16 protein-coding genes are annotated in these 19,142 nt (G+C 51.0%); 13 read left to right on the top strand and 3 right to left on the bottom strand.

Translation table 11 applies throughout. The features are described 5' to 3' along the window. The first annotated feature begins 657 nt into the window (after positions 1-657). The 10 genes from ACJJI1_RS08370 to ACJJI1_RS08325 all read left to right on the top strand — a co-directional run bounded on the left by ACJJI1_RS08370 (position 658) and on the right by ACJJI1_RS08325 (position 14,891). A complete protein-coding gene (locus tag ACJJI1_RS08370) occupies positions 658-2,070 on the top strand; it encodes a nicotinate phosphoribosyltransferase (protein WP_444959063.1) in 1,413 nt (470 codons plus the stop codon). 198 nt (positions 2,071-2,268) lie between these two features. Further along, positions 2,269-3,900, top strand: a complete 1,632-nt coding sequence (locus ACJJI1_RS08365) for a TldD/PmbA family protein (RefSeq protein WP_444959062.1) — start codon at positions 2,269-2,271, stop codon at positions 3,898-3,900. 35 nt (positions 3,901-3,935) lie between these two features. Further along, positions 3,936-5,267, top strand: coding sequence for a TldD/PmbA family protein (locus tag ACJJI1_RS08360; protein ID WP_413663965.1), 1,332 nt, complete (start codon positions 3,936-3,938; stop codon positions 5,265-5,267). A gap of 27 nt (positions 5,268-5,294) precedes the next feature. Then, on the top strand, positions 5,295-6,926 hold the full coding sequence (locus ACJJI1_RS08355; protein WP_444959061.1) for a TldD/PmbA family protein: 1,632 nt from the start codon (positions 5,295-5,297) through the stop codon (positions 6,924-6,926). Positions 6,927-7,140: 214 nt separating this feature from the next. Continuing rightward, on the top strand, positions 7,141-7,866 hold the full coding sequence (locus ACJJI1_RS08350) for a DUF4159 domain-containing protein (protein WP_444899365.1): 726 nt from the start codon (positions 7,141-7,143) through the stop codon (positions 7,864-7,866). A 2-nt stretch (positions 7,867-7,868) separates the two neighbouring features. Further along, a complete protein-coding gene (locus tag ACJJI1_RS08345; protein ID WP_444959060.1) occupies positions 7,869-8,867 on the top strand; it encodes an AAA family ATPase in 999 nt (332 codons plus the stop codon). A 5-nt stretch (positions 8,868-8,872) separates the two neighbouring features. After that, a complete protein-coding gene (locus tag ACJJI1_RS08340) occupies positions 8,873-9,775 on the top strand; it encodes a DUF58 domain-containing protein (RefSeq protein ID WP_444959059.1) in 903 nt (300 codons plus the stop codon). 1 nt (position 9,776) lies between these two features. Then, positions 9,777-10,982: a BatA domain-containing protein gene (locus tag ACJJI1_RS08335; RefSeq protein WP_444959058.1), complete on the top strand. Its 1,206-nt coding sequence runs from the start codon at positions 9,777-9,779 to the stop codon at positions 10,980-10,982. Next, complete coding sequence (locus ACJJI1_RS08330) at positions 10,975-13,203, top strand: hypothetical protein (RefSeq protein ID WP_444959057.1); 2,229 nt, start codon at positions 10,975-10,977, stop codon at positions 13,201-13,203. Before ACJJI1_RS08335 ends, ACJJI1_RS08330 begins: the two co-directional genes overlap by 8 nt. Then, positions 13,200-14,891, top strand: coding sequence for a hypothetical protein (locus ACJJI1_RS08325; RefSeq protein WP_444959056.1), 1,692 nt, complete (start codon positions 13,200-13,202; stop codon positions 14,889-14,891). Before ACJJI1_RS08330 ends, ACJJI1_RS08325 begins: the two co-directional genes overlap by 4 nt. Here ACJJI1_RS08325 and ACJJI1_RS08320 read toward each other — a convergent pair. Together ACJJI1_RS08320 and ACJJI1_RS08315 are read right to left on the bottom strand one after the other, a co-directional pair. Further along, the gene (locus tag ACJJI1_RS08320) at positions 14,880-15,443 is read right to left on the bottom strand and encodes a lipocalin family protein (protein WP_444959055.1); all 564 of its coding nucleotides are present in this window, start codon (positions 15,441-15,443) and stop codon (positions 14,880-14,882) included. The genes ACJJI1_RS08325 and ACJJI1_RS08320 overlap by 12 nt on opposite strands. A 139-nt stretch (positions 15,444-15,582) precedes the next feature. Next, positions 15,583-16,359 (bottom strand): ferredoxin--NADP reductase, encoded by a 777-nt coding sequence (locus tag ACJJI1_RS08315; protein ID WP_444959054.1) that lies wholly within the window; start codon positions 16,357-16,359, stop codon positions 15,583-15,585. Positions 16,360-16,483: 124 nt separating this feature from the next. Here ACJJI1_RS08315 and ACJJI1_RS08310 point away from each other — a divergent pair, with 124 nt between their 5' ends. From ACJJI1_RS08310 to ACJJI1_RS08300, 3 genes are all read left to right on the top strand, one after another. Beyond that, a complete protein-coding gene (locus ACJJI1_RS08310) occupies positions 16,484-17,365 on the top strand; it encodes a LysR family transcriptional regulator (protein ID WP_444959053.1) in 882 nt (293 codons plus the stop codon). Between the two features lie 274 nt (positions 17,366-17,639). Next, a complete protein-coding gene (locus ACJJI1_RS08305; RefSeq protein WP_444959052.1) occupies positions 17,640-18,131 on the top strand; it encodes a hypothetical protein in 492 nt (163 codons plus the stop codon). A 23-nt stretch (positions 18,132-18,154) separates the two neighbouring features. Continuing rightward, a complete protein-coding gene (locus ACJJI1_RS08300; protein ID WP_444959051.1) occupies positions 18,155-18,553 on the top strand; it encodes an ApeA family protein in 399 nt (132 codons plus the stop codon). Positions 18,554-18,607: 54 nt separating this feature from the next. Here ACJJI1_RS08300 and ACJJI1_RS08295 read toward each other — a convergent pair whose 3' ends face one another. Further along, complete coding sequence (locus tag ACJJI1_RS08295; protein WP_444959050.1) at positions 18,608-19,141, bottom strand: acyloxyacyl hydrolase; 534 nt, start codon at positions 19,139-19,141, stop codon at positions 18,608-18,610. Between the last annotated feature and the right edge of the window lies 1 nt (position 19,142).

Raw genomic sequence — 19,142 nt, 5'->3', positions numbered from 1 at the left:
ATCTCTCACCATGGATACTGTTTATGTTTTCCTGCTGTGACGACAAGACAATTTTTCTGCAAAGTATTACGAATCTGCAGCAGAGTTTTTATAAGTAGCTCAATAGGATTGGAATCAATACTAAATTATATCAATGCCGTATTCTCTACGAGCAATTCCAATATCATTCAAATTAGTAAACTGCGATGACTTTTTCCCAAACGACAAGTCATTAATGGAAGGAACGCTTCTACATAGGAAAGTTATGACCGGGCAGATTTTTTTTGCTCTGTCGAACCTCTCTCTACAGCAACCAATTTACGCATTTTTTACTTTGTGTGACAGCGCTACTGTGATCGATCGACACCATGGTAGGCATAGTCATCCGCCGGTAAACACGCCGAAATTTACTGGAGTCCATTGAGCATGACGTTCCTTTGCCTCACATGCATATAAATGTACACATACCAATAGAGTAGGTCAATCAATAGGAGATAAAATGAGTGGATGACAAGTTTTTAAACGTGGGTCGCTTGCTTTTATGCTTTGCTAAAGTAGCAGCTATTAGCGCTGTAAAACTGAACATTGTGGTTGGCATATAATTCAAAAATCAATTACACGCTATAACAGCAGGCAAATAGTGACATAAAATCGACGCCAACTTATGGTTTTGAAAATATGAACGCGCCCGGCTCTAATTCATCCTTTGAGTGCTTGGGAAATCCTATTCTCAATGTCGATAGCTATAAAACTAGTCATTATCTGCAGTACCCCCCAGGAACATCACATATTAGTAGTTATGTAGAGTGTCGTGGCGGTGAATTTGCGTCGACGGTATTCTTTGGCTTGCAGGCGTTTATCAAGCAATACCTGAGCACCCCCATCAGTTTTCATCAAATTGATGAAGCTGAAAATATTTTAAAACCCCATGGACTGCCATTTAACCGTGATGGATGGAATCATATTTTAAACGACCACAATGGTTTAATGCCCTTTGAAATTACAGCGATAGAAGAAGGACAAGTAATTCCAGTAACCAATGTTTTAGCTCAGATTGTTAATACCTGCCCCTCCTGCTTTTGGCTCACCACTTATATTGAGACCGCACTTTTACGGAGCATCTGGTATCCATCAACCGTAGCTACCCAGAGCCGCGAAATAAAGAAAATTATCTCACAATATTTATTTGAAACAGCGGAAAATCTGGATACGCTGGAATATCGTTTACATGATTTCGGGGCTCGGGGAGCCAGCAGTCTCGAAACAGCGATGCTGGGAGGTATGGCTCACTTAGTTAATTTTAAGGGGACTGATACGATATCCGGAATATTAGCCGCAAAAAAATTTTACAACGCCGCTGTACCTGGAGCTTCCATTCCCGCCGCTGAACACAGCACTATTATCGCTTGGGGACAACAGCATGAGGAAGATGCTTACCATAATATACTTGAGCAATTTTCTGGGGAAGGAAAAACTGTGGCTGTTGTCAGCGATAGCTACGATTTGTGGAATGCTATAGAGAATATCTGGGGAAAAAAATTAAAGGATAAAGTTACTCACAGTGGCGGCACATTAGTAATAAGGCCTGACTCCGGCGACCCAGAGGAAGTCGTGATAGAAGCAATAGAAAGATTGATGCGGATATTTGGCTCGCAGAAGAATAAAAAAGGGTATCGATTACTACCCCCCTTTATTCGCGTTATACAAGGAGACGGTATCACCCGCTTTGTAATCCCGAAAATTCTCCAAGCAATGAAAGAAAACAACCAAAGCACAGAAAATCTGACCTTTGGTATGGGTGGAGGATTACTACAAAAAGTTGACCGCGATATGATGGGATTTGCAATGAAAGCAAGCGCTATCTGTATCAATGGCAGTTGGTACGATATTTTTAAGAATCCGAGAACCGGACCCGAGAAAAGGTCCAAGGGGGGCCGCCTTGCCTTGATTCGCGGCGATGATGGTGCACTTCGAACTATTGTGCAGAGCGACCTAAAATCAGAGGCTAACCTGCTGAGGCCCGTTTACCGCAACGGTATCCTGCTTAAGGATATTACTTTCGACAAAGTTCGAAGAAATGCTGCCCTTTGAATCCCTTTCCACCCTCACAACGTCTTACCCCTACGAAACTTCACTTTACCGAGCGAGTACTTTACAACTTTAGGTTGGTCCTGTTAGTTGTGCGTATCCAAAGTCTGACCTCCGTGCACATAAGGCCTCCAGCGTCAGTCGTAATAACAATAAGTACCCGCAGAGAGTGCTCGTGCTCTCGTGGGGTAAAGGTAGCCAATGGAAAGAAGAAAATTCCTCAAGATCGCCGGCGTCGGCTCCAGTGGTATTTTGTTGCCTCTACAGGGCATTCATGTCAGCGCGGAGCAGCTGCTCAATGAGGGCATGCACAGCTCCCATAAAAGACACCTGGCTGATGTAGTCCTGAATACCGCGCGCAAGGCCGGGGCCAGTTATACCGATGTGCGTATCGGCCGCTATCTGAACCAGTATGTTATGACCCGCGAAACCAACGTGGAGAATATCGTCAACACAGAATCCCTTGGCGCTGGTATTCGTGTGATCGCCAATGGTACCTGGGGATTCGCCGCCACCAACGACCTTACAGCGGATGGCGTCGCCCTTGCCGCGCGCCAAGCAGTTGCCGTAGCTAAGGCCAATGCCAAGTACCAAACTGAGCCCGTGCGTTTGGCACCGGTAAAAGGGGTGGGCGAGGTCTCCTGGCAGACACCTATCGAACAAAATGCCCTGCAGGTCCCCATCAGTGAAAAAGTCGATTTCCTGATGGATGTTAACAATGGGGCACTCAAAGCTGGGGCAAGCTATATCCGTTCTTCCCTGTATCTGGTCAATGAGCAGAAGTACTTTGCTTCTAGCGACGGCTCCTATATTGACCAGGATGTCCATCGCCTCTGGGCACCTATGCAGGTGACCGCTGTTGATAAGCAGAGCGGTGCTTTCAAGACTCGCAACGGTCTCAGTGACCCAGTGGGGAGAGGCTATGAATACCTGGCCGGTCACGACAAAGACAAGATTCGCGGGCAGACCACGCTCTACAAAGCTTCCTATGATATGGCCGAGGATGCAGTGCTTGCAGCCGAGCAAGCCCAAGCCAAGCTATCAGCCAAGTCCATCGATCCGGGCAAGTACGATTTGGTACTGGAACCCTCGCATCTGTGCCTGACCATCCATGAATCTGTGGGTCACCCATTAGAGCTGGACCGCGTGCTGGGTTACGAGGCCAACTATGCGGGAACTTCCTTCGCCACCCTGGATAAGTGGCGCAGCGGTAAATTCCAGTACGGCAGCGATAAGGTCACCCTGTTTGCCGACAAGGTGCAACCGGGCTCCCTCGGCGCCGTCGCCTATGACGACGAGGGGGTAAAAACCAAGCGTTGGGATTTGGTAAAAGACGGCATCCTGGTGAACTACCAGGCTACCCGCGATCAGGTGCATATGATCGACCAAAAGGAATCCCACGGTTGTAGCTATGGCGATAGCTGGTCCAGTGTGCAGTTCCAGCGCATGCCCAATGTCTCCCTGGCTCCGGGCGAGAAGAAGTACTCAGCCAAAGACATGATCCGCGATGTGGAAAAAGGCATTTACATCGTCGGACGCGGCTCTTATTCCATCGACCAGCAGCGCTACAACTTCCAATTCGGCGGGCAGCTGTTCTATGAGATCAAAAACGGTGAGATCGTCGGCCAGGTTGAAGACGTCGCCTACCAGTCCAACACCCAGGAATTCTGGAATTCCTGCTCGGCGATTTGCGACAGCAGTGATTACCGCTTGGGCGGAACCTTCTTCGATGGCAAGGGCCAGCCGAGCCAGGTGAGCGCAGTCTCCCACGGCTGTTCCACCACCCGTTTTGACCAAATTAATGTAATCAATACCAAGCGCAAGATTTCCTGAGCGGCGCACAAGAATAAGTAATTGGAGAAAAGGCAATGGCCATTCTGAGTAGAAGTGAAGCGAAGCGTATTCTCGACAAGGTTTTAAAATACAGCCGCGCCGATGAAGCCAGCGCGCAGCTGGCCGGCAGCGAAACCGGCAATATTCGCTACGCGCGCAACAGCGTTTCCACCAGTGGTATCGTCAATGATATCGAGCTGGCCGTAGAGGCCCGTTTCGGCAAGAAATCCGGTGTGGCCACTATCAATGAATTCAGTGATGCCTCCCTGGAAAAAGTGATGCGTCGCGCCGAAGAGTTGGCCAAGCTATCTCCGGAAAACCCGGAAGCCATGCCGATGCTGGGACCGCAGAAATATGTCAGCGTAGACGGCTTCGCCAAGTCCACTGCAGATATCACTCCAGACCAGCGCGCCAAGGCTGCGGCAGATTCCATTATTGCAGCCAAGGAAAAGAAAGTGGTTGCCGCAGGTTACCTGGAAGACCAGCGTTCTTTTGCGGCAGTCGCCACCAGTAAAGGCTTGTTCGGCTACCACGCTTCTACCTCTGCCAATTTCACTGTAACTATGCGCACCGAGAATGGCCTGGGTTCTGGTTGGGCCGAAAGTGACGTTACCGATTTCGGTGCAATGAATACCGGCAGCACCTCCTCTGTCGCCATCGACAAAGCGGTCCTGTCCCAGGAAGCCCGTGCCCTGGAACCGGGCAAGTACACCGTGATCCTTGAGCCCAATGCGGTGTCCGGCCTGGTGGGTTACATGATGAGCGGCTTCGATGCGCGCAGTGCCGACGAAGGCCGCAGCTTTATGAGCAAAAAGGGCGGCGGCAACCGGACCGGCGAGAAGATGTTCGACAAGCGCGTAAATTTCTACTCCGACCCCACCAGTCTCGATGTGCCGGCTCAACCCTGGACCGACGGTGATTTTATGCAGCTGGGACGCACCGAATGGGTGAAAGACGGCGTAGTGAAAAACCTGGCGCGCAGCCGCTACTGGGCCGAGCAAAGCAAAGGCGAAGTGGTCCCCGAACCCAACAACCTGATTATGATCGGCGGCGATAAAACCACCGAAGAACTGATCAAAAATACCCGCCGCGGTATTTTGGTATCCCGCACCTGGTATATCCGTATGGTCGATCCACAGTCCATGCTGCTCACCGGCCTCACCCGCGACGGCACCTTCTATATCGAAAACGGCAAGATCAAATACCCGGTGAAGAACTTCCGCTTCAACGAGAGCCCGGTAATCATGCTCAACAATATCGAAGATATGGGCGTCCCCCAGCGAGTGGGTATGTGGGGCATGTCCGCCATGATTCCCGCGTTGAAAGTGCGCGACTTCACCTTCAGCAGCCTTTCCGACGCCGTATAACAGCCAGCACCCATCGAGGATAACGAAATGGAAAGAAGAAAATTTCTCCAGCTCAGCGGTGCCGGCCTGGGTGTTTCCATGTTGCCGCTGTCCGGCAATCTGGTCGCCGAGAGCAAACTGACGCAAAGCGGTATTGATCTCTCGGTAAAAAAAGAATTTGCCGATGTCGCCCTGAATACCGCCACTAAACTCGGCGCCACTTATGCCGATGTGCGTATTGGTCGCTACCTGAACCAATACGTGATCACCCGCGAGATGAAAGTGCAGGACGTGGTGAACACCGAATCTATCGGCATGGGGATTCGGGTTATTGCCAACGGCACCTGGGGCTTTGCTGCCACCAATGACCTGACAGCCGATGGCGTCGCTCGCGCCACCCACCAGGCAGTAGCTACCGCCAAGGCCAACTCCAAGTACCAGCAGGAGCCCGTACAGTTGGCTCCGGTAAAAGGCCACGGCGAGGTGAGCTGGCAGACACCCATCCAGAAAAACGCTATGCAGATCCCCCTGGCCGACAAGGTGGACCTGTTAATGGACGTGAACAAGTCCGCTATGGATGCCGGCGCCAGCTATATCAACTCCATGTTGTACCTGGTGAATGAACAAAAGTATTTTGCCTCTACCGACGGCTCCTATATCGACCAGGATGTTCACCGTTTGTGGGCGCCCTTCTCGGTCACCGCAGTGGACAAGAAAACTGGCGGTTTCCGTACCCGCCAGGGCCTCAGCCAGCCGGTAGGACGCGGCTTTGAATACCTGGATGGCCGCGCCGAAGACAAGATCCAAGCACAGACAGTGCTCTACCGCGACTCCTACGATATGGCCGAAGACGCACGCCTGGCGGCGCAACAAGCCAAGGAAAAGCTTACGGCTAAATCGGTCAAACCGGGCAAGTACGACCTGGTGCTGGACCCAAGCCACCTCTGGCTCACCATCCACGAATCCGTCGGCCACCCACTGGAGCTGGACCGCGTGCTCGGCTACGAGGCCAATTTTGCCGGTACCTCTTTCGCCACTATCGATAAATGGCGCAGCGGCAAATTCCAATACGGCAGCGACAAAGTCAACCTATTTGCCGATAAGGTACAGCCCGGCTCTCTCGGCGCCGTCGGCTACGACGATGAAGGCGTGAAGACCCGCAACTGGGATCTGGTAAAAGACGGTGTGCTGGTGAACTATCAGGCCACCCGCGACCAGGTACATATGCTGGGGCAAAAGGAATCCCACGGCTGCTGCTACGCCGACAGCTGGTCCAGCGTGCAATTCCAGCGCATGTCCAACGTTTCGCTGTTGCCTGGCAAGGAGGAGCTGAGCGTCGACGATATGATCAAGGATGTGGAGAAAGGCATTTATATTGTGGGTGCCGGTTCCTTCTCCATCGATCAGCAGCGCTACAACTTCCAGTTTGGTGGACAACTGTTCTACGAGATTGAAGACGGCAAGATTACCGGCATGGTGGAGGATGTCGCCTACCAGTCCAACACCCAGGAATTCTGGAATGCCTGTTCGCAGGTCTGCGACAAAGATGATTACCGCCTGGGTGGTTCCTTCTTTGACGGTAAGGGACAGCCGATGCAAACCAGTGCGGTATCCCACGGTAGTTCCACTGCACGCTTCGACGGTATCAATGTAATCAACACCAAGCGCAAGCTGGGCTAGCCGTTGATCCAGGCGGGAGCTGACCAGCAAACCAGTCAGTTCCCAGCATTGAAAATAAATGGGTAGAAGGAAAGAAGGTGCTCCGTTCGAGACCGTATGAGGCATGGATGCCGATTACGAGCGTACAGGGATGTATTTACAGCGTGTCTCGAACGGAGCACCTTCTTTCCTTTGCTCTCAACAATAAAAACCAACGCAGTAACAGAGTTATCCCGTGTCCCTCACCCGCAAGGCTTTTCTCCAGCGCCTGATCCTGGGTAGCTGCGCCGCAGCGCTGCCGCTGGGCACACGCGCACAAAATACCGCACCGGGTAGTGCGCAGGAGCACTACGATTTTTATTTCACCCGCTTGATGTACGAGTCCGGTGACTGGGATGTGGATCAGCGCATGCCTTCCAACCTGCTCAATTCACTGGTGGAATACACCAATCTCAGGGTTGATCCCAAAGAGCACATAGTGCCGCTGGCCGATAAGAAAATGCTGCTGGCGCCTTTCTGCTACCTGGCCGGACACAAGCTGGTGCAATTCACCACGGAAGAGGCAAAGAATTTTCGCGATTACGTCAATCGCGGTGGCTTTGTATTTGTCGACGACTGCAACCACGATATCGACGGTCTCTTTGCCAAATCTTTCGAAGCGCAAATGGCCGAGCTGTTTGGCGAAGACTGCCTGCAAAAGCTCCCGGACGATCACGACCTCTACCGCTGTTTCTTTCAATTCGATGAATTGCCGGTAACCAGCTTTGAATTAAATGGCTGGGGTGATGATCTGGTACACGACTACCTGAAAGCCATTGTTGTTAACGGCCGTATCGCCGTGCTCTACAGCAACAAGGATTTCGGCTGCGAATGGGACTACGACTACCGCAACAAACGCTGGCTCGCCATCGATAACACAAAATTTGCGGTGAACATTGTTATTTACGCACTGACGAGCTGATTATGCTGACCACCCTGGAAAATAGTATCGAAGAACAACTGCACAGCCTCGACAATCTGCAACAGGAAATTGCGCGGGTGATTGTCGGCCAAAAACCCGTAGTGGAACAGATGCTGATCTGCCTGTTGGCCGGCGGCCACGCCCTACTCGAAGGGGTGCCGGGGCTGGGTAAAACCCTGCTGGTAAAAACCCTCGCCGATGCCAGTGCGCTGGATTTTAAGCGGGTGCAGTTCACCCCGGATTTAATGCCCGGAGATATTCTCGGCAGTGAGATCCTCGAAGAGGATCACAGCACTGGCAAGCGCTTTTTTAAATTCCAGCAGGGCCCGGTTTTCACCAATATCCTGCTCGCCGATGAAATTAACCGCACACCGCCGAAAACCCAGGCAGCCCTACTGGAGTCCATGCAGGAAGGCTCGGTAACCGTGGGCGGTAAAACACTGAAATTGCCCGATCCTTATTTCGTACTGGCCACACAAAATCCCATCGAACAGGCTGGTACCTATCCACTGCCGGAAGCTCAGCTGGACCGCTTTCTGTTAAATATTCATATCGACTATCCCGATGAGCGGGATGAAGTTGAAATCCTGCGCTCCACCACCGGTGCCAGCAGGGTCAAACCCAGTCCCAGCCTGGATGCGGAGCAACTGCGGGAAATGCAGCAACTGGTGCGGGAAATTCATGTAAGCGACGATTTGTACCGCTACGTGGCGGCACTAGTGCGCGCTACCCGTATGGAAAGCAGCGGCAGCGATACCCTGCAACAGTGGATCAAGTGGGGCGCCGGCCCCCGCGCGGGGCAGGCTCTGATTCTCGCCGCCAAGGCCCGCGCCCTGCTGCAGCGACGCCTCGCCGTCACCCGCGAGGATATCCGCAGCCTGTTATTGCCGGTACTGCGCCACCGGGTGCTGCTCAGCTTCCAGGCCCAGGCCGATGGCGTGCAGATGCCACAGCTGATTGATGAATTACTGACAGCGGTGCCGGAACCGGGCCGGGACTGATCAGCGTGGAATACCTGTCCCCCAAAACCCTGGCCAGTTGTCGCGATCTGGTGTGGCTGTCGCGGCATATTGCCGAGGGCGTGATGCTCGGTGTGCAACACAGCCAGCGCCGTGGCACCGGCCTGGAATTTCACCAATACCGAGGCTATCAAGCGGGTGATTCCATCCGCCATATCGACTGGAAACTGTTCGCCCGCAGCGATCGCTACTATGTGCGCGAGACCGAGCAGGAGAGCCGTATGCACGTGTGCTTTGTGCTCGATAGCAGCGCCTCCCTGGGCCAGGCAAGCTTTGTCGAGCCCAGCCTGAATAAACTGCATTACGCCAAGTGTTGGATTGCCAGCCTGTGCTGGCTGCTCAACGCCCAGGGAGACAGCTTTTCCCTATTGGCGTTTAACAGCAGCCGGACGGTTTATGTGCCTGAAGGCCAGGGCGAGAGCCACCAGCGTCAAATCGCCCTTCAGCTACAACAACTCGACGCCAGCGACCACTGGCCAGATCACACTCAACTGGCGCCGCTGTGGCAATACTTTGAACGCCCCTGTCAGGTGGTGTTGCTGAGTGATTTTTTTCAACAGGGCAATGAGATCGGCGATTTTGCCGCACGCTTGCATGCCGCCGGCCGCCCCTGCCTGCCACTGCAATTGTTAGTTGAGGCAGAACAGACTTTTCCTTTTGACGGAGAGCTAAAGCTGCTCAATCCAGAAGTAAGCGCCAGTACTCCCGCAACTTTAGAAGTGGACGCCGAGCGGCAACGCCAGTCTTACCTGGATGCTTTTGCTCAAGCACAGAGCGAGTTAAAAGCACGCTTTGCCACACAGGAGTGCTCACTGCAGACCGACCTTATCGAGCAGCCTGTGGAAAAGTCATTGCAGCAATTTATTCAACTGCACGGCAGGTTGTGCTGAGATGTTGTGGATAAATAACTTATTTCAATCCCCACAGTGGCTATGGCTATTCACAGCCCTGATTATCCCTATCGCCATTCATTTGCTGCGCCGAAGTAATCCACAGCAGATCTCCTTTGCTGCGCTGCAATGGATACAAAGATATTCACAGAGTCGCGCGCGCCGCCCTATTGTGGATAACAAGTGGTTGCTGCTATTGCGCCTGCTAATCGTCGCCCTGCTAGTAAGTTTGTTGGCACAGCCGCTGATTAAACGGGAAATTTATCCCCAAGAGGGCGTGATACTGGTAGACCCCAGAATTGGGGCGGGCGAAGCGAATACATTTATCCACAATTCACTGCCACAGCTTGTCGGGGAAGGTTATAAAGTGCTGTGGTTATCCCCAGAAACACCCTCAGTAACCTCACCCCCACCACAAAATGTGGACCTGTGGAAAACTCTATCGGTACTATCACGCCGGGCGGATTTGCGCAGGGCTCATATCCTGTTGATAAACAACGGAGTTCCAGCATCCCACCAGGCACTAAGAGTCAGTCCCCATTGGCAGTGGCACGGCCTCGACAAAACATCCACAGCTACGAGCCCGGTATTACCAGGTATCGCTTTAATGGGCAAACCGCCCAGCTGGTGGGCGCCTGTGCTGGAAGACTGGCAAGGCAATATGCCGGGACTATCGGTGCATATTCAGGAACAAGAAGAGACCCCCAATGCCGAGCAGGCAGATTGGTTGATCTACACGGGCCCCGCTCCCCTGCCACAAGCCGTGCTGGAATTTGTTTCAGATGGCAGCCTGTTAATCACCGACAACAGCATCCCCCCTGCCGATAATCTCAACTTCGTTGCTGTGGATAACAGCCAGTCAGCTCAAGCGGCCTCAGTGGGACGGGGAAGTTGGCTGCGCTACGAAAGTGACTGGTACAGCGAGGCCTTTTATCGCCGCGCAGATTTACCTGAACGTTTATGGCAGCACTGGTCTGGGCAAGACTGGGCTCTGCAACACCAAAATCGTGGCCACTGGTCTGCCAATAAAGTAGTGGCAGGCCTTCCTGTAGAAGACAGCGAGGTAGAAAACCGCCGTATTGAACAACTGCAACCCTGGTTAATAGCCGCCCTACTGTTACTTCTGGCTTTTGAACGCCTAATTGTCCTATCGCGACCCGCAGTCATCATGGCAACCGATAGTAACGGGGAGGCCGACCATGGATAAGCGGGAGTCCACCCTTAACGCTGTGCGCAGGCGCTGGCAACTGACAGCCCTGCGGCCCTATCTCTGGCTTGCCACTGGCCTCAGCCTTCTGGCTGGCTTGGGCATTTTTGTATTCGGCTGGCCACAGTGGCTATTGCTCGCCTGGCTCGGAATTACTGTTGTAGCAATTCTATTGGATCGCAGCTGGCGCCCTAGCCCTGAAAGCCTATGTCGACAGTTGGATGGACAATATCCACAGCTGCAAGACAGCAGCCAGTTGCTTAGCCAACAGAAAACCAACCTAAGTCCATTGCAGCAATTACAGCGCACGCGTATCGAAACAGAGCTGCAACAACTGCTGGAAAGTGGCGACCGGTCGTCTTTCGGTCCAAAAAAACTCCGCAGTACCCTGACAAATGCCTTCGGTGCCTGCCTGGGACTGTTGTTATTTGTGCTGAGCAATTCTCACTTCACTGGGGATAAAACCGAGACCACGCAACAAAATACAGCTATTCCCGTTGCCGAAAAGCTCGCCATAACACGCGCGGCAACCCATATCCAGCCGCCCGCCTACACTGGGCTCACAGCCAACAACCAATCCCTACAAGTCGATGTGCCGGAGCAGTCTGCGGTCGAGTGGCTACTTGAATTGAATCAACCGGTGCAAGGGCTGGAAATGCTGGCCGAAACTGAGTGCTTCGCCTTTTCTCCACTAGGTGATCTACCCAGTAAAAAATGGCAATTACAACGCACAATCGCTAAAGCAGACTTTTACCAGCTCTCAGTGCAACTCGCGGAGAGCCAAATGCTATTGCCGGAAATTCATAATATTCGGGTGCAAAAAGACAATGCTCCGGAGTTTACCTTTGAGGCACCCAGCCTGCGCGTCGATACCATTCAAGGAAGCACCCAGGGTATTCCCGTAAAAGTAATCATTAATGATGATTACCAGGTGAGCTCTGCAGATTTATTGGTCACCCTCGCCAGCGGCACCGGGGAAAATTTACGTTTTCGCGAAGAGCGTATTGCACTCACCAGTTTGCAATCCACTGCTTTATCAACAAACTCCTCGGAAGATAAGAAAGCAGCTCGCTACGATTTCCTCCTGCCCATCCACCAGTTTTCCATGGAAGCGGGAGATGAACTCTACTGGTATCTGGAGGCCAGGGATAACCGCGAGCCCAGCGCCAACGTTGCCAAAAGCCAACACTTTATCTTGCGCTGGCCGCAAGAAGAGATTTTCGGGCTGAGTGACAGCGAGGGGATGGCGATTAAGATATTACCGGAGTACTTCCGCAGCCAACGCCAGCTGATTATTGACACCGAGGCCTTGCTAGCCGAGCGAGAGCAGCTGCATCCACAGGAGTTTCGCAAGCGCTCCGAGGGTTTAGCCTATGAACAGAATTTGCTGCGCATGCGCTACGGCCGCTTTCTCGGCGAAGAGGATTCGGAAGCGGAGCATTCTGGCGCAGATAGCGAGAAGCACGATGATAAAGAAGAAGCCGAACACGGCCATGGCCACGATCATACAGAACAAGGTGAGCACCAGGCACATGGCGAAGAAAATACCACTCCCTTTGCACAGCGAGACTCCCATTTCCAACAGGCAGAGCGCATAGCTGCTTCTGCCGGGCATCAGCATGACAGCTCAGAGCATGCCACCCTGTTTGATCCCCAAACCAAGGAGCTACTGCGCAATGCACTGAATGCCATGTGGAGTTCCTGGCGCGACCTGTCGGTTATAGAGCCCCAAGCCTCCCTGCCCCATCAGCACCGGGCTCTGCGCTTTATCAAAGAAGTACAGCAGGCTTCGCGTATTTACTTACAGAGAGTCGGCTTCGAGGCGCCGCCCATAGACGAAAGCCGTCGGCTTAGCGGTGAACGGGAAGACGTAGCGCCAGAAACTGTCGACAGTGCCTTTGAACAAAAACAAAGAGCACAGGTGCTCGCCCTAATGGCCCAAGTAGACTCTGGCGCCGAACTCGATACCGATCTGCTAGTGCAGATAAATGAGCTAGCCACAGAGCAATCATTAGATCTTGGCCTGGAGCTCGCCAAACAGCTGCGTTTATACCAGCAGCGCCACCAACAACCGAACTGTGTTGATTGCACTGACTCCCTGAGCCAGCTGCTCTATCAGCTACTACCAGTACCTGAGTCTGCGCCTTCACTGCCTTTGCAAGCTGAGGCCGACGGCCATTTCAATCGTTGGCTACATCAGCAAGGGGAGAAGTCATTGTGATTGATTTCTTGATACCCGGCCTGTGCCTGTTGGCCTGCTTAGCATCACTCGTACTATTGCACCGCCGAGGTGCCAAGCCGTTCGACTATGGCCTGCAACTGGCGATTTGGTTGAGTGCCTGGATGCTCTGGCAGCCGCCGGCAATCTTTCCCACCGAGCGCAATATCTCTATCGACAGCAAACAGCTGGCGAGCTCACATCCAATAAATCTCAATGGTGTGGAAAATATCTCCCTCAATGGGGAGCCACTCGGCCGCGACAAACTGCGAGACCTGGCACCAGTGCGCCTGGAGTTATCGAAGATCCAGGAATCTGATGGCCGCTGGGAATTGGACTGGCAGCGGCGAATTACCCTGGGTGATCCTTTAAAGTTAAAGGTTCACAACAACCAGTCACTGAATGAAAACGTAAAAATTAGTTTGCTCAATCCCTACGGCCATATTGAAGACAGTCTTGAGCTGAAAGTGGGAGAAGCAATTCAGGCACAACTCACTGCCACTCCAAAACTCGCAGGCCCCCAGCTATACCGAGTACGGACGGAAAGCGAAGCCGGCGAAACCCATACAGATCCTTTACCCATCCTGGTGCGTGAACCGCTCCAACCCAAATTGTTACTGTGGCTGGCACGCCCCTCTTTTGAGACGGCCGCCCTCTCTCGCTGGCTGCGCCAATCCGGTGTAACAGCACAAGTGATGACCCAGTTGGCACCTGAAATTAGTAGAAAAGAAACTCTCAACGGCCTTCCACTTACCGAGTCTGCGGATTTATTCACGAATGAAAGTCCCTTCGATTTAGTGATACTCGACAGCAGTTTGTGGCCACAATTTTCTGCTCTGCAAAAGCGTCAGCTCAACGAACTGGCCACTACAAAGTCACTGTTGTGGTTAGTCAGTGACGATAGCTCTGAAGAGTTTCTCCAATACGCTGCTGCCCAATCCATGCCTCTACAAAAGGAAGAAGCCACCCACTTACATTCCGGCTTTGGCTACCAAAAAGCGGACAATCCGGAGATTCCCCCACTGCGTAATCTTGGCTTCAAAGTCACACAGCCCGGCTCCTACGACTTTTTACTGGGCAATGGAGAGCCCCCACTTTTCTGGGGGCGTTCGACTGAGACACAACACCTGGGGTTTATCCTATTTAGTGACAGCCATCGCTGGCTAACCAGTGGCTTTACTACTGAATTCGCCAGCCTGTGGAAGTCCATTATTGATTACCAACTCAAGCATTTGGGTAGTCAGCAGCCAGTAATCCTCTCCAATGAGTTACCGCGTACACAAGAACGCATCACCCTATGCAGCCCACTTTTTTCTGATCAGAGTCCATTCTTATCAGAGTTTCAAGATAGCTCCCGCTCTACCAAAGGAATCGCCGCAAGCAGAAGTTCCCAGGGTCAGTGCTACAGCTTCTGGCCCCAAAATTCAGGTTGGCACCAGCTTTGGACTGAATTGGAAGGGGAGTCGGTACTAGACTTCTATATCTTTGCCAAAGAGGACTGGCCTCTATGGCAGCAGTCCCTGAATGCCAGGGAGACCCAACTAATGGCTGCCGCACGTTTGGGGCCAGAAGCAAATAATCACGCAAATAGGGTTTTGTTGGGGCGCCAATGGCCGGCCCTTATATTGCTGTTACTAGTGTGTATAAGCTGGTGGCGGGAACGCAGGCTTTTGAATAGATCACGACCCTGAGGGCTTTGCCGTAGGTTTATTTCCCGGCTTAGCCTCTTGCTTGGGAAATATCATCTGGTCGACGGGATACCCCAAAGCTTTGGCCTTCTGTAAAAACTGCTCCAACACATCCTTGGGCATGGTTGGGGTGCGGGACAATATCCACAGATAGGATTTATCGTAGCCAGATACCATCGCGTATTGGTAGTCATCCGATAGAGCAATCACGATATAGGATGAGTAAAAGGGGCCAAGAAAAGAGACTTTCAAATGGCCCACATTTTTCGGGCCGACAAACTCGGCCCTCCCCTCCGCCATTTGCCAGGCATCACGCGCTTTTGAATAGCCGGTATTGATCACCGCGACGGAACCATCATGGTTGAGACTGTAGTCGGCAGTTACTTGGGTCAGGCCGCGCTCGAATGAGTGGTCCAATCGAGCAATCTCATACCAGTGGCCTAAATATCGCTGTAGCTGGAAGTTCTGGACAGGCTCAACTCCCTCCGGCACCCGTGTACAGGCACCCAGCCAGAGAAAGGAAAACAGTAATACACCCAGTGAAAACAGCTTCATCTAGCCACTCCCAGCAAGCTCCCCATCAAGTCAGAATAGAAGGCAGGGGTTTCACAAGGTCAGGATAGTTTCGGGAATCTGTATTTCACCCATAAAAAAACCACCCGAGGGTGGTTTTTTTTTCGCTGGACTGGCCAACTTATTTTTCGACGAAAGCGCGCTCAATCACATACTCGTGAGGCACACCTGCTCGGGTCTCCTTGAATCCCCAGTCATCAAGGATATTAGTGAGATCCTTCAGCATTGCCGGGCTGCCGCACAGCATAAAGCGATCTTCCTCAACATTCGGCTTGGGCACACCCAGATCGGTGAAAAGCTTTCCGGACAGCATGAGATCAGTCAGGCGGCCGGTATTGCGATAGGGCTCACGGGTCACGGTTGGGTAGTAAAGCAGTTGCTCGCGCACCATCTCACCAAAGTACTCGTGCTCCGGCAATTCGTTCTCGATCTGCTCCTGGTAAGCCAGCTCAGAAACATAGCGAACACCGTGAGTAAGGATTACCTGGTCAAAACGCTCGTAGACCGTGGGATCTTTGATGATGCTCATGAAAGGTGCCAAGCCAGTACCCGTAGACAGCAACCACAGGCGTTTGCCCGGCAGCAGGTGGTCCGCCACCAGAGTACCGGTGGGTTTTTGGCTCACGTAGATCTCATCGCCCGGCTTAATCTTCTGCAGGCGGGAGGTCAGGGGGCCATCGGGAACCTTGATACTGAAGAACTCCAACTCATCTTCGTAGTTGGCACTGGCAATAGAGTAGGCGCGCAGCAGCGGACGGCCATTGTCCTGCTGCAATCCGATCATTGTGAAATGTCCGTTCTCAAAGCGAAAACCCGAATCCCGGGTGGTCTTGAAGCTAAACAGTGTGTCGTTCCAGTGATGGACTTCCAACACCTTCTCTATATTCAATTTGGACATAAACTTAAAACCGGTTATTCCACGAGTCTCTTGATAGTTGAATTTTAGCCCTAGAAGATCTATTGGCAAAGTGGGATATTTCGATATTCCTTATCTATTTTAACGATCAACTGGAGATATCCCTTTGCGCTACACGCTCCGCCAGTTAGAGGTGTTCCTTGCCTGTGCCCATCACGAGAATGTCAGTCGTGCTGCGGAGAGCCTGAGTATGTCCCAGTCCGCAGCCTCCACAGCGCTGAAAGAGTTTGAACAGCAGTTTGAGTTGCGCCTGTTCGAGCGCACCGGTAAGCGATTGCGTCTCAATGAACTGGGACGGCAATTGTGGCCAAGGGCGGAAGAACTCCTGGAGCGAGCCCAGGAACTTGAGCAGACACTGGCCACTCACCGGGAACTGGGAAGCCTGAAGATCGGAGCCACCCTAACTATTGGCAACTACCTGACAGCCAGCGTGATGGCTCGTTATATGGAAGAGCAGCCCGGTACTCAAGTACAACTGGAAGTTGCCAATACCGCAGCGATTGCCGAGAGGGTGCTCAATTTTGAATTGGACCTGGGATTAATTGAAGGAGAGATCAATCACCCGGATCTGGAAATCATTCCCTGGCGCCATGATGAGCTGGTTGTTTTCTGTGCACCCAACCACCCTCTGGCAAGCCGCAAGCGCCTCGCCGATAAAGACCTGATCGGTGCGACCTGGATCACCCGGGAGTCGGGCTCTGGAACGCGACAGACTTTTGAGAGAGCCATGGCAGGGCTATTGCCACAACTACATATCCTATTGGAATTACAACATACAGAAGCGATCAAGCGAGCCGTAGAAGCGGGGCTGGGAATCAGTTGCCTTTCCCGTGTTTCATTAACTGATGCTTTAAAGCGCGGATCGCTTATTGAGCTACCCGTACCACATAGAGACTTTCATCGAGAGTTCTATTTTGTCCTGCATCGACAAAAATACAGAAGCGCCGGAATTAAACGATGGATGGAATTATGTGACTCAGCAGGATAAAAAAAGATTAATTATTTGAGAAAATTTGCATTTAAATCATAGGGTTATCTAGTTTGCTTGAAATCAGTAAAGTTACATCATTTCAGTCTTTAAGCCGTATGGGCTAACCCTGCTTTTTGCGTATGATGAATTCTTATCCACCTCTACCATCAATCCAGGATCTACTACCTATCTACTTATTTTGGTAAATTACGCAACCTAAGACGACCTCCCCAACTTATAGTTTTATCTATTTTTATTTAAGTGGTCTGCTCCTTACTTACAAAGAGATTATATGAAGATTAAAGGAATTTTATTGTTTGGTGCTGTTTTCAGCCTCTCACTATCCGCTTATGGAGATGGCCTGATTTCCATCAATAAAAAAGCCGAATATCACGATGAAGGATTAATTGCATCCAATATAGTTAATGAGTGTAACAACCTTGGTTATCAATTTGCTAGCTCAACCAAGAAATTTCTTGGTAAGCATGGATTTGCCAGTTCACTAGACCCAGAGTTGGATATTCAATCAGAGGGATACAGTCTTAAATTAACAATTCTCAATGCATATAGCGGAAGATATATTTCAGGTAGCCATCAAAAATCAGTCTCAATTGAGGCTGAACTCTACAAAAACGGCGACTTGATAGATACTCTCAAGACCACCAGAAATTCAAGTGGAGGTTTATTTTATAAATTCAAAAGCTCCTGCAGTGTTCTCGAACGTTGTGTTCACACCCTTGGTAATGACGTAGCCAAGTGGATCTCTAGAAACCATAAAATTTAGCTTCACCCCAATAAGGAAATTTCATGAATTATATTATTAAATCTATATCTATTGCAGCCTTTGCATTAATAGTATCTGGCTGTACAAGTAATCCGGTTATGAATATTGAAAGTAGACTAATTCCCGATCGTCTTGACGGGTCAGCTCAAACTCAAGATTCAATTAAAACATCAATTATTGCAGGGTGTATCGCGAGAAACTGGACTTGTCAACAAGTTGCTCCTGGGAAAATATTAGCCACCATTAACGTTCGCAAGCATCATGCTGAAGCAGATATTATATATAGCCTTAGTAGTTATAGTATCACCTATAAAGACAGCGATATGCTTGACTATAGTGAAAAATATTACACCATTCACAGAAACTACAATCGCTGGGTTAGAAATTTGAATGACGCAATTATAAAAGAACTGTCCATTTGATAGCTTTTATATCCCCAGTAGCTGTGACTACTGGGGAGCTATCTTAACTGGAAATCAGATTTTCATGCCCAAATTAATAACAAACGGAACATCTATTCCATCATTGTCACTGAACAGGTTGGCGTTGGAGAAGTGTTTCCAGGAAACCATTAGCACCAGATCTTCTTTCCCTCTCCAGTTAATTCGCGCAGCATATCCAACCTGTGCCTGGAAAGAAAAGTTATTATCCTGACGACGGTTTCCCAATTGGTTGCTGGAAATATAGCTAGGACCCAACGCTCTAACAAAGAAATAAGGTTGCCCCCAACTTCTTTGCCTGGGATATAAATTTAATTGAGGATAGATGGAAAACGCTCTTATACGTTTATTTTCATCGGCATCAGTAGTTAGCTCTGTATAGCTAACACCTATATCAATATGCTGACGGTAACTCTTTTCAAAAGTTTTAAAGGAGTAATCTATCCCGTAGGTTTTATTATTCTGACCTGATTCAGGCTGCGGGCCACCGCCAAAACTCACTAGGAGTTCATCAGCAGTAACTGGCTGAGCCAAAAGAATTGTCGAAACTACAGCCAGTACCCACTTCATA

It is taken from the genome of Microbulbifer maximicatervae (SeqCode) (assembly GCF_052467065.1).
This window is presented reverse-complemented; position numbering and strand designations above follow the sequence as displayed.

Excerpts from the sequence above, each read along its gene's own strand:
- ACJJI1_RS08370 (WP_444959063.1), top strand. The coding sequence starts at position 658 with ATGAACGCGCCCGGCTCTAATTCATCCTTTGAGTGCTTGGGAAATCCT.
- ACJJI1_RS08365 (WP_444959062.1), top strand. The coding sequence starts at position 2,269 with ATGGAAAGAAGAAAATTCCTCAAGATCGCCGGCGTCGGCTCCAGTGGT.
- ACJJI1_RS08360 (WP_413663965.1), top strand. The coding sequence starts at position 3,936 with ATGGCCATTCTGAGTAGAAGTGAAGCGAAGCGTATTCTCGACAAGGTT.
- ACJJI1_RS08355 (WP_444959061.1), top strand. The coding sequence starts at position 5,295 with ATGGAAAGAAGAAAATTTCTCCAGCTCAGCGGTGCCGGCCTGGGTGTT.
- ACJJI1_RS08345 (WP_444959060.1), top strand. The coding sequence starts at position 7,869 with ATGCTGACCACCCTGGAAAATAGTATCGAAGAACAACTGCACAGCCTC.
- ACJJI1_RS08335 (WP_444959058.1), top strand. The coding sequence starts at position 9,777 with ATGTTGTGGATAAATAACTTATTTCAATCCCCACAGTGGCTATGGCTA.
- ACJJI1_RS08330 (WP_444959057.1), top strand. The coding sequence starts at position 10,975 with ATGGATAAGCGGGAGTCCACCCTTAACGCTGTGCGCAGGCGCTGGCAA.
- ACJJI1_RS08320 (WP_444959055.1), bottom strand. The coding sequence starts at position 15,443 with ATGAAGCTGTTTTCACTGGGTGTATTACTGTTTTCCTTTCTCTGGCTG.
- ACJJI1_RS08315 (WP_444959054.1), bottom strand. The coding sequence starts at position 16,359 with ATGTCCAAATTGAATATAGAGAAGGTGTTGGAAGTCCATCACTGGAAC.
- ACJJI1_RS08305 (WP_444959052.1), top strand. The coding sequence starts at position 17,640 with ATGAAGATTAAAGGAATTTTATTGTTTGGTGCTGTTTTCAGCCTCTCA.
- ACJJI1_RS08300 (WP_444959051.1), top strand. The coding sequence starts at position 18,155 with ATGAATTATATTATTAAATCTATATCTATTGCAGCCTTTGCATTAATA.
- ACJJI1_RS08295 (WP_444959050.1), bottom strand. The coding sequence starts at position 19,141 with ATGAAGTGGGTACTGGCTGTAGTTTCGACAATTCTTTTGGCTCAGCCA.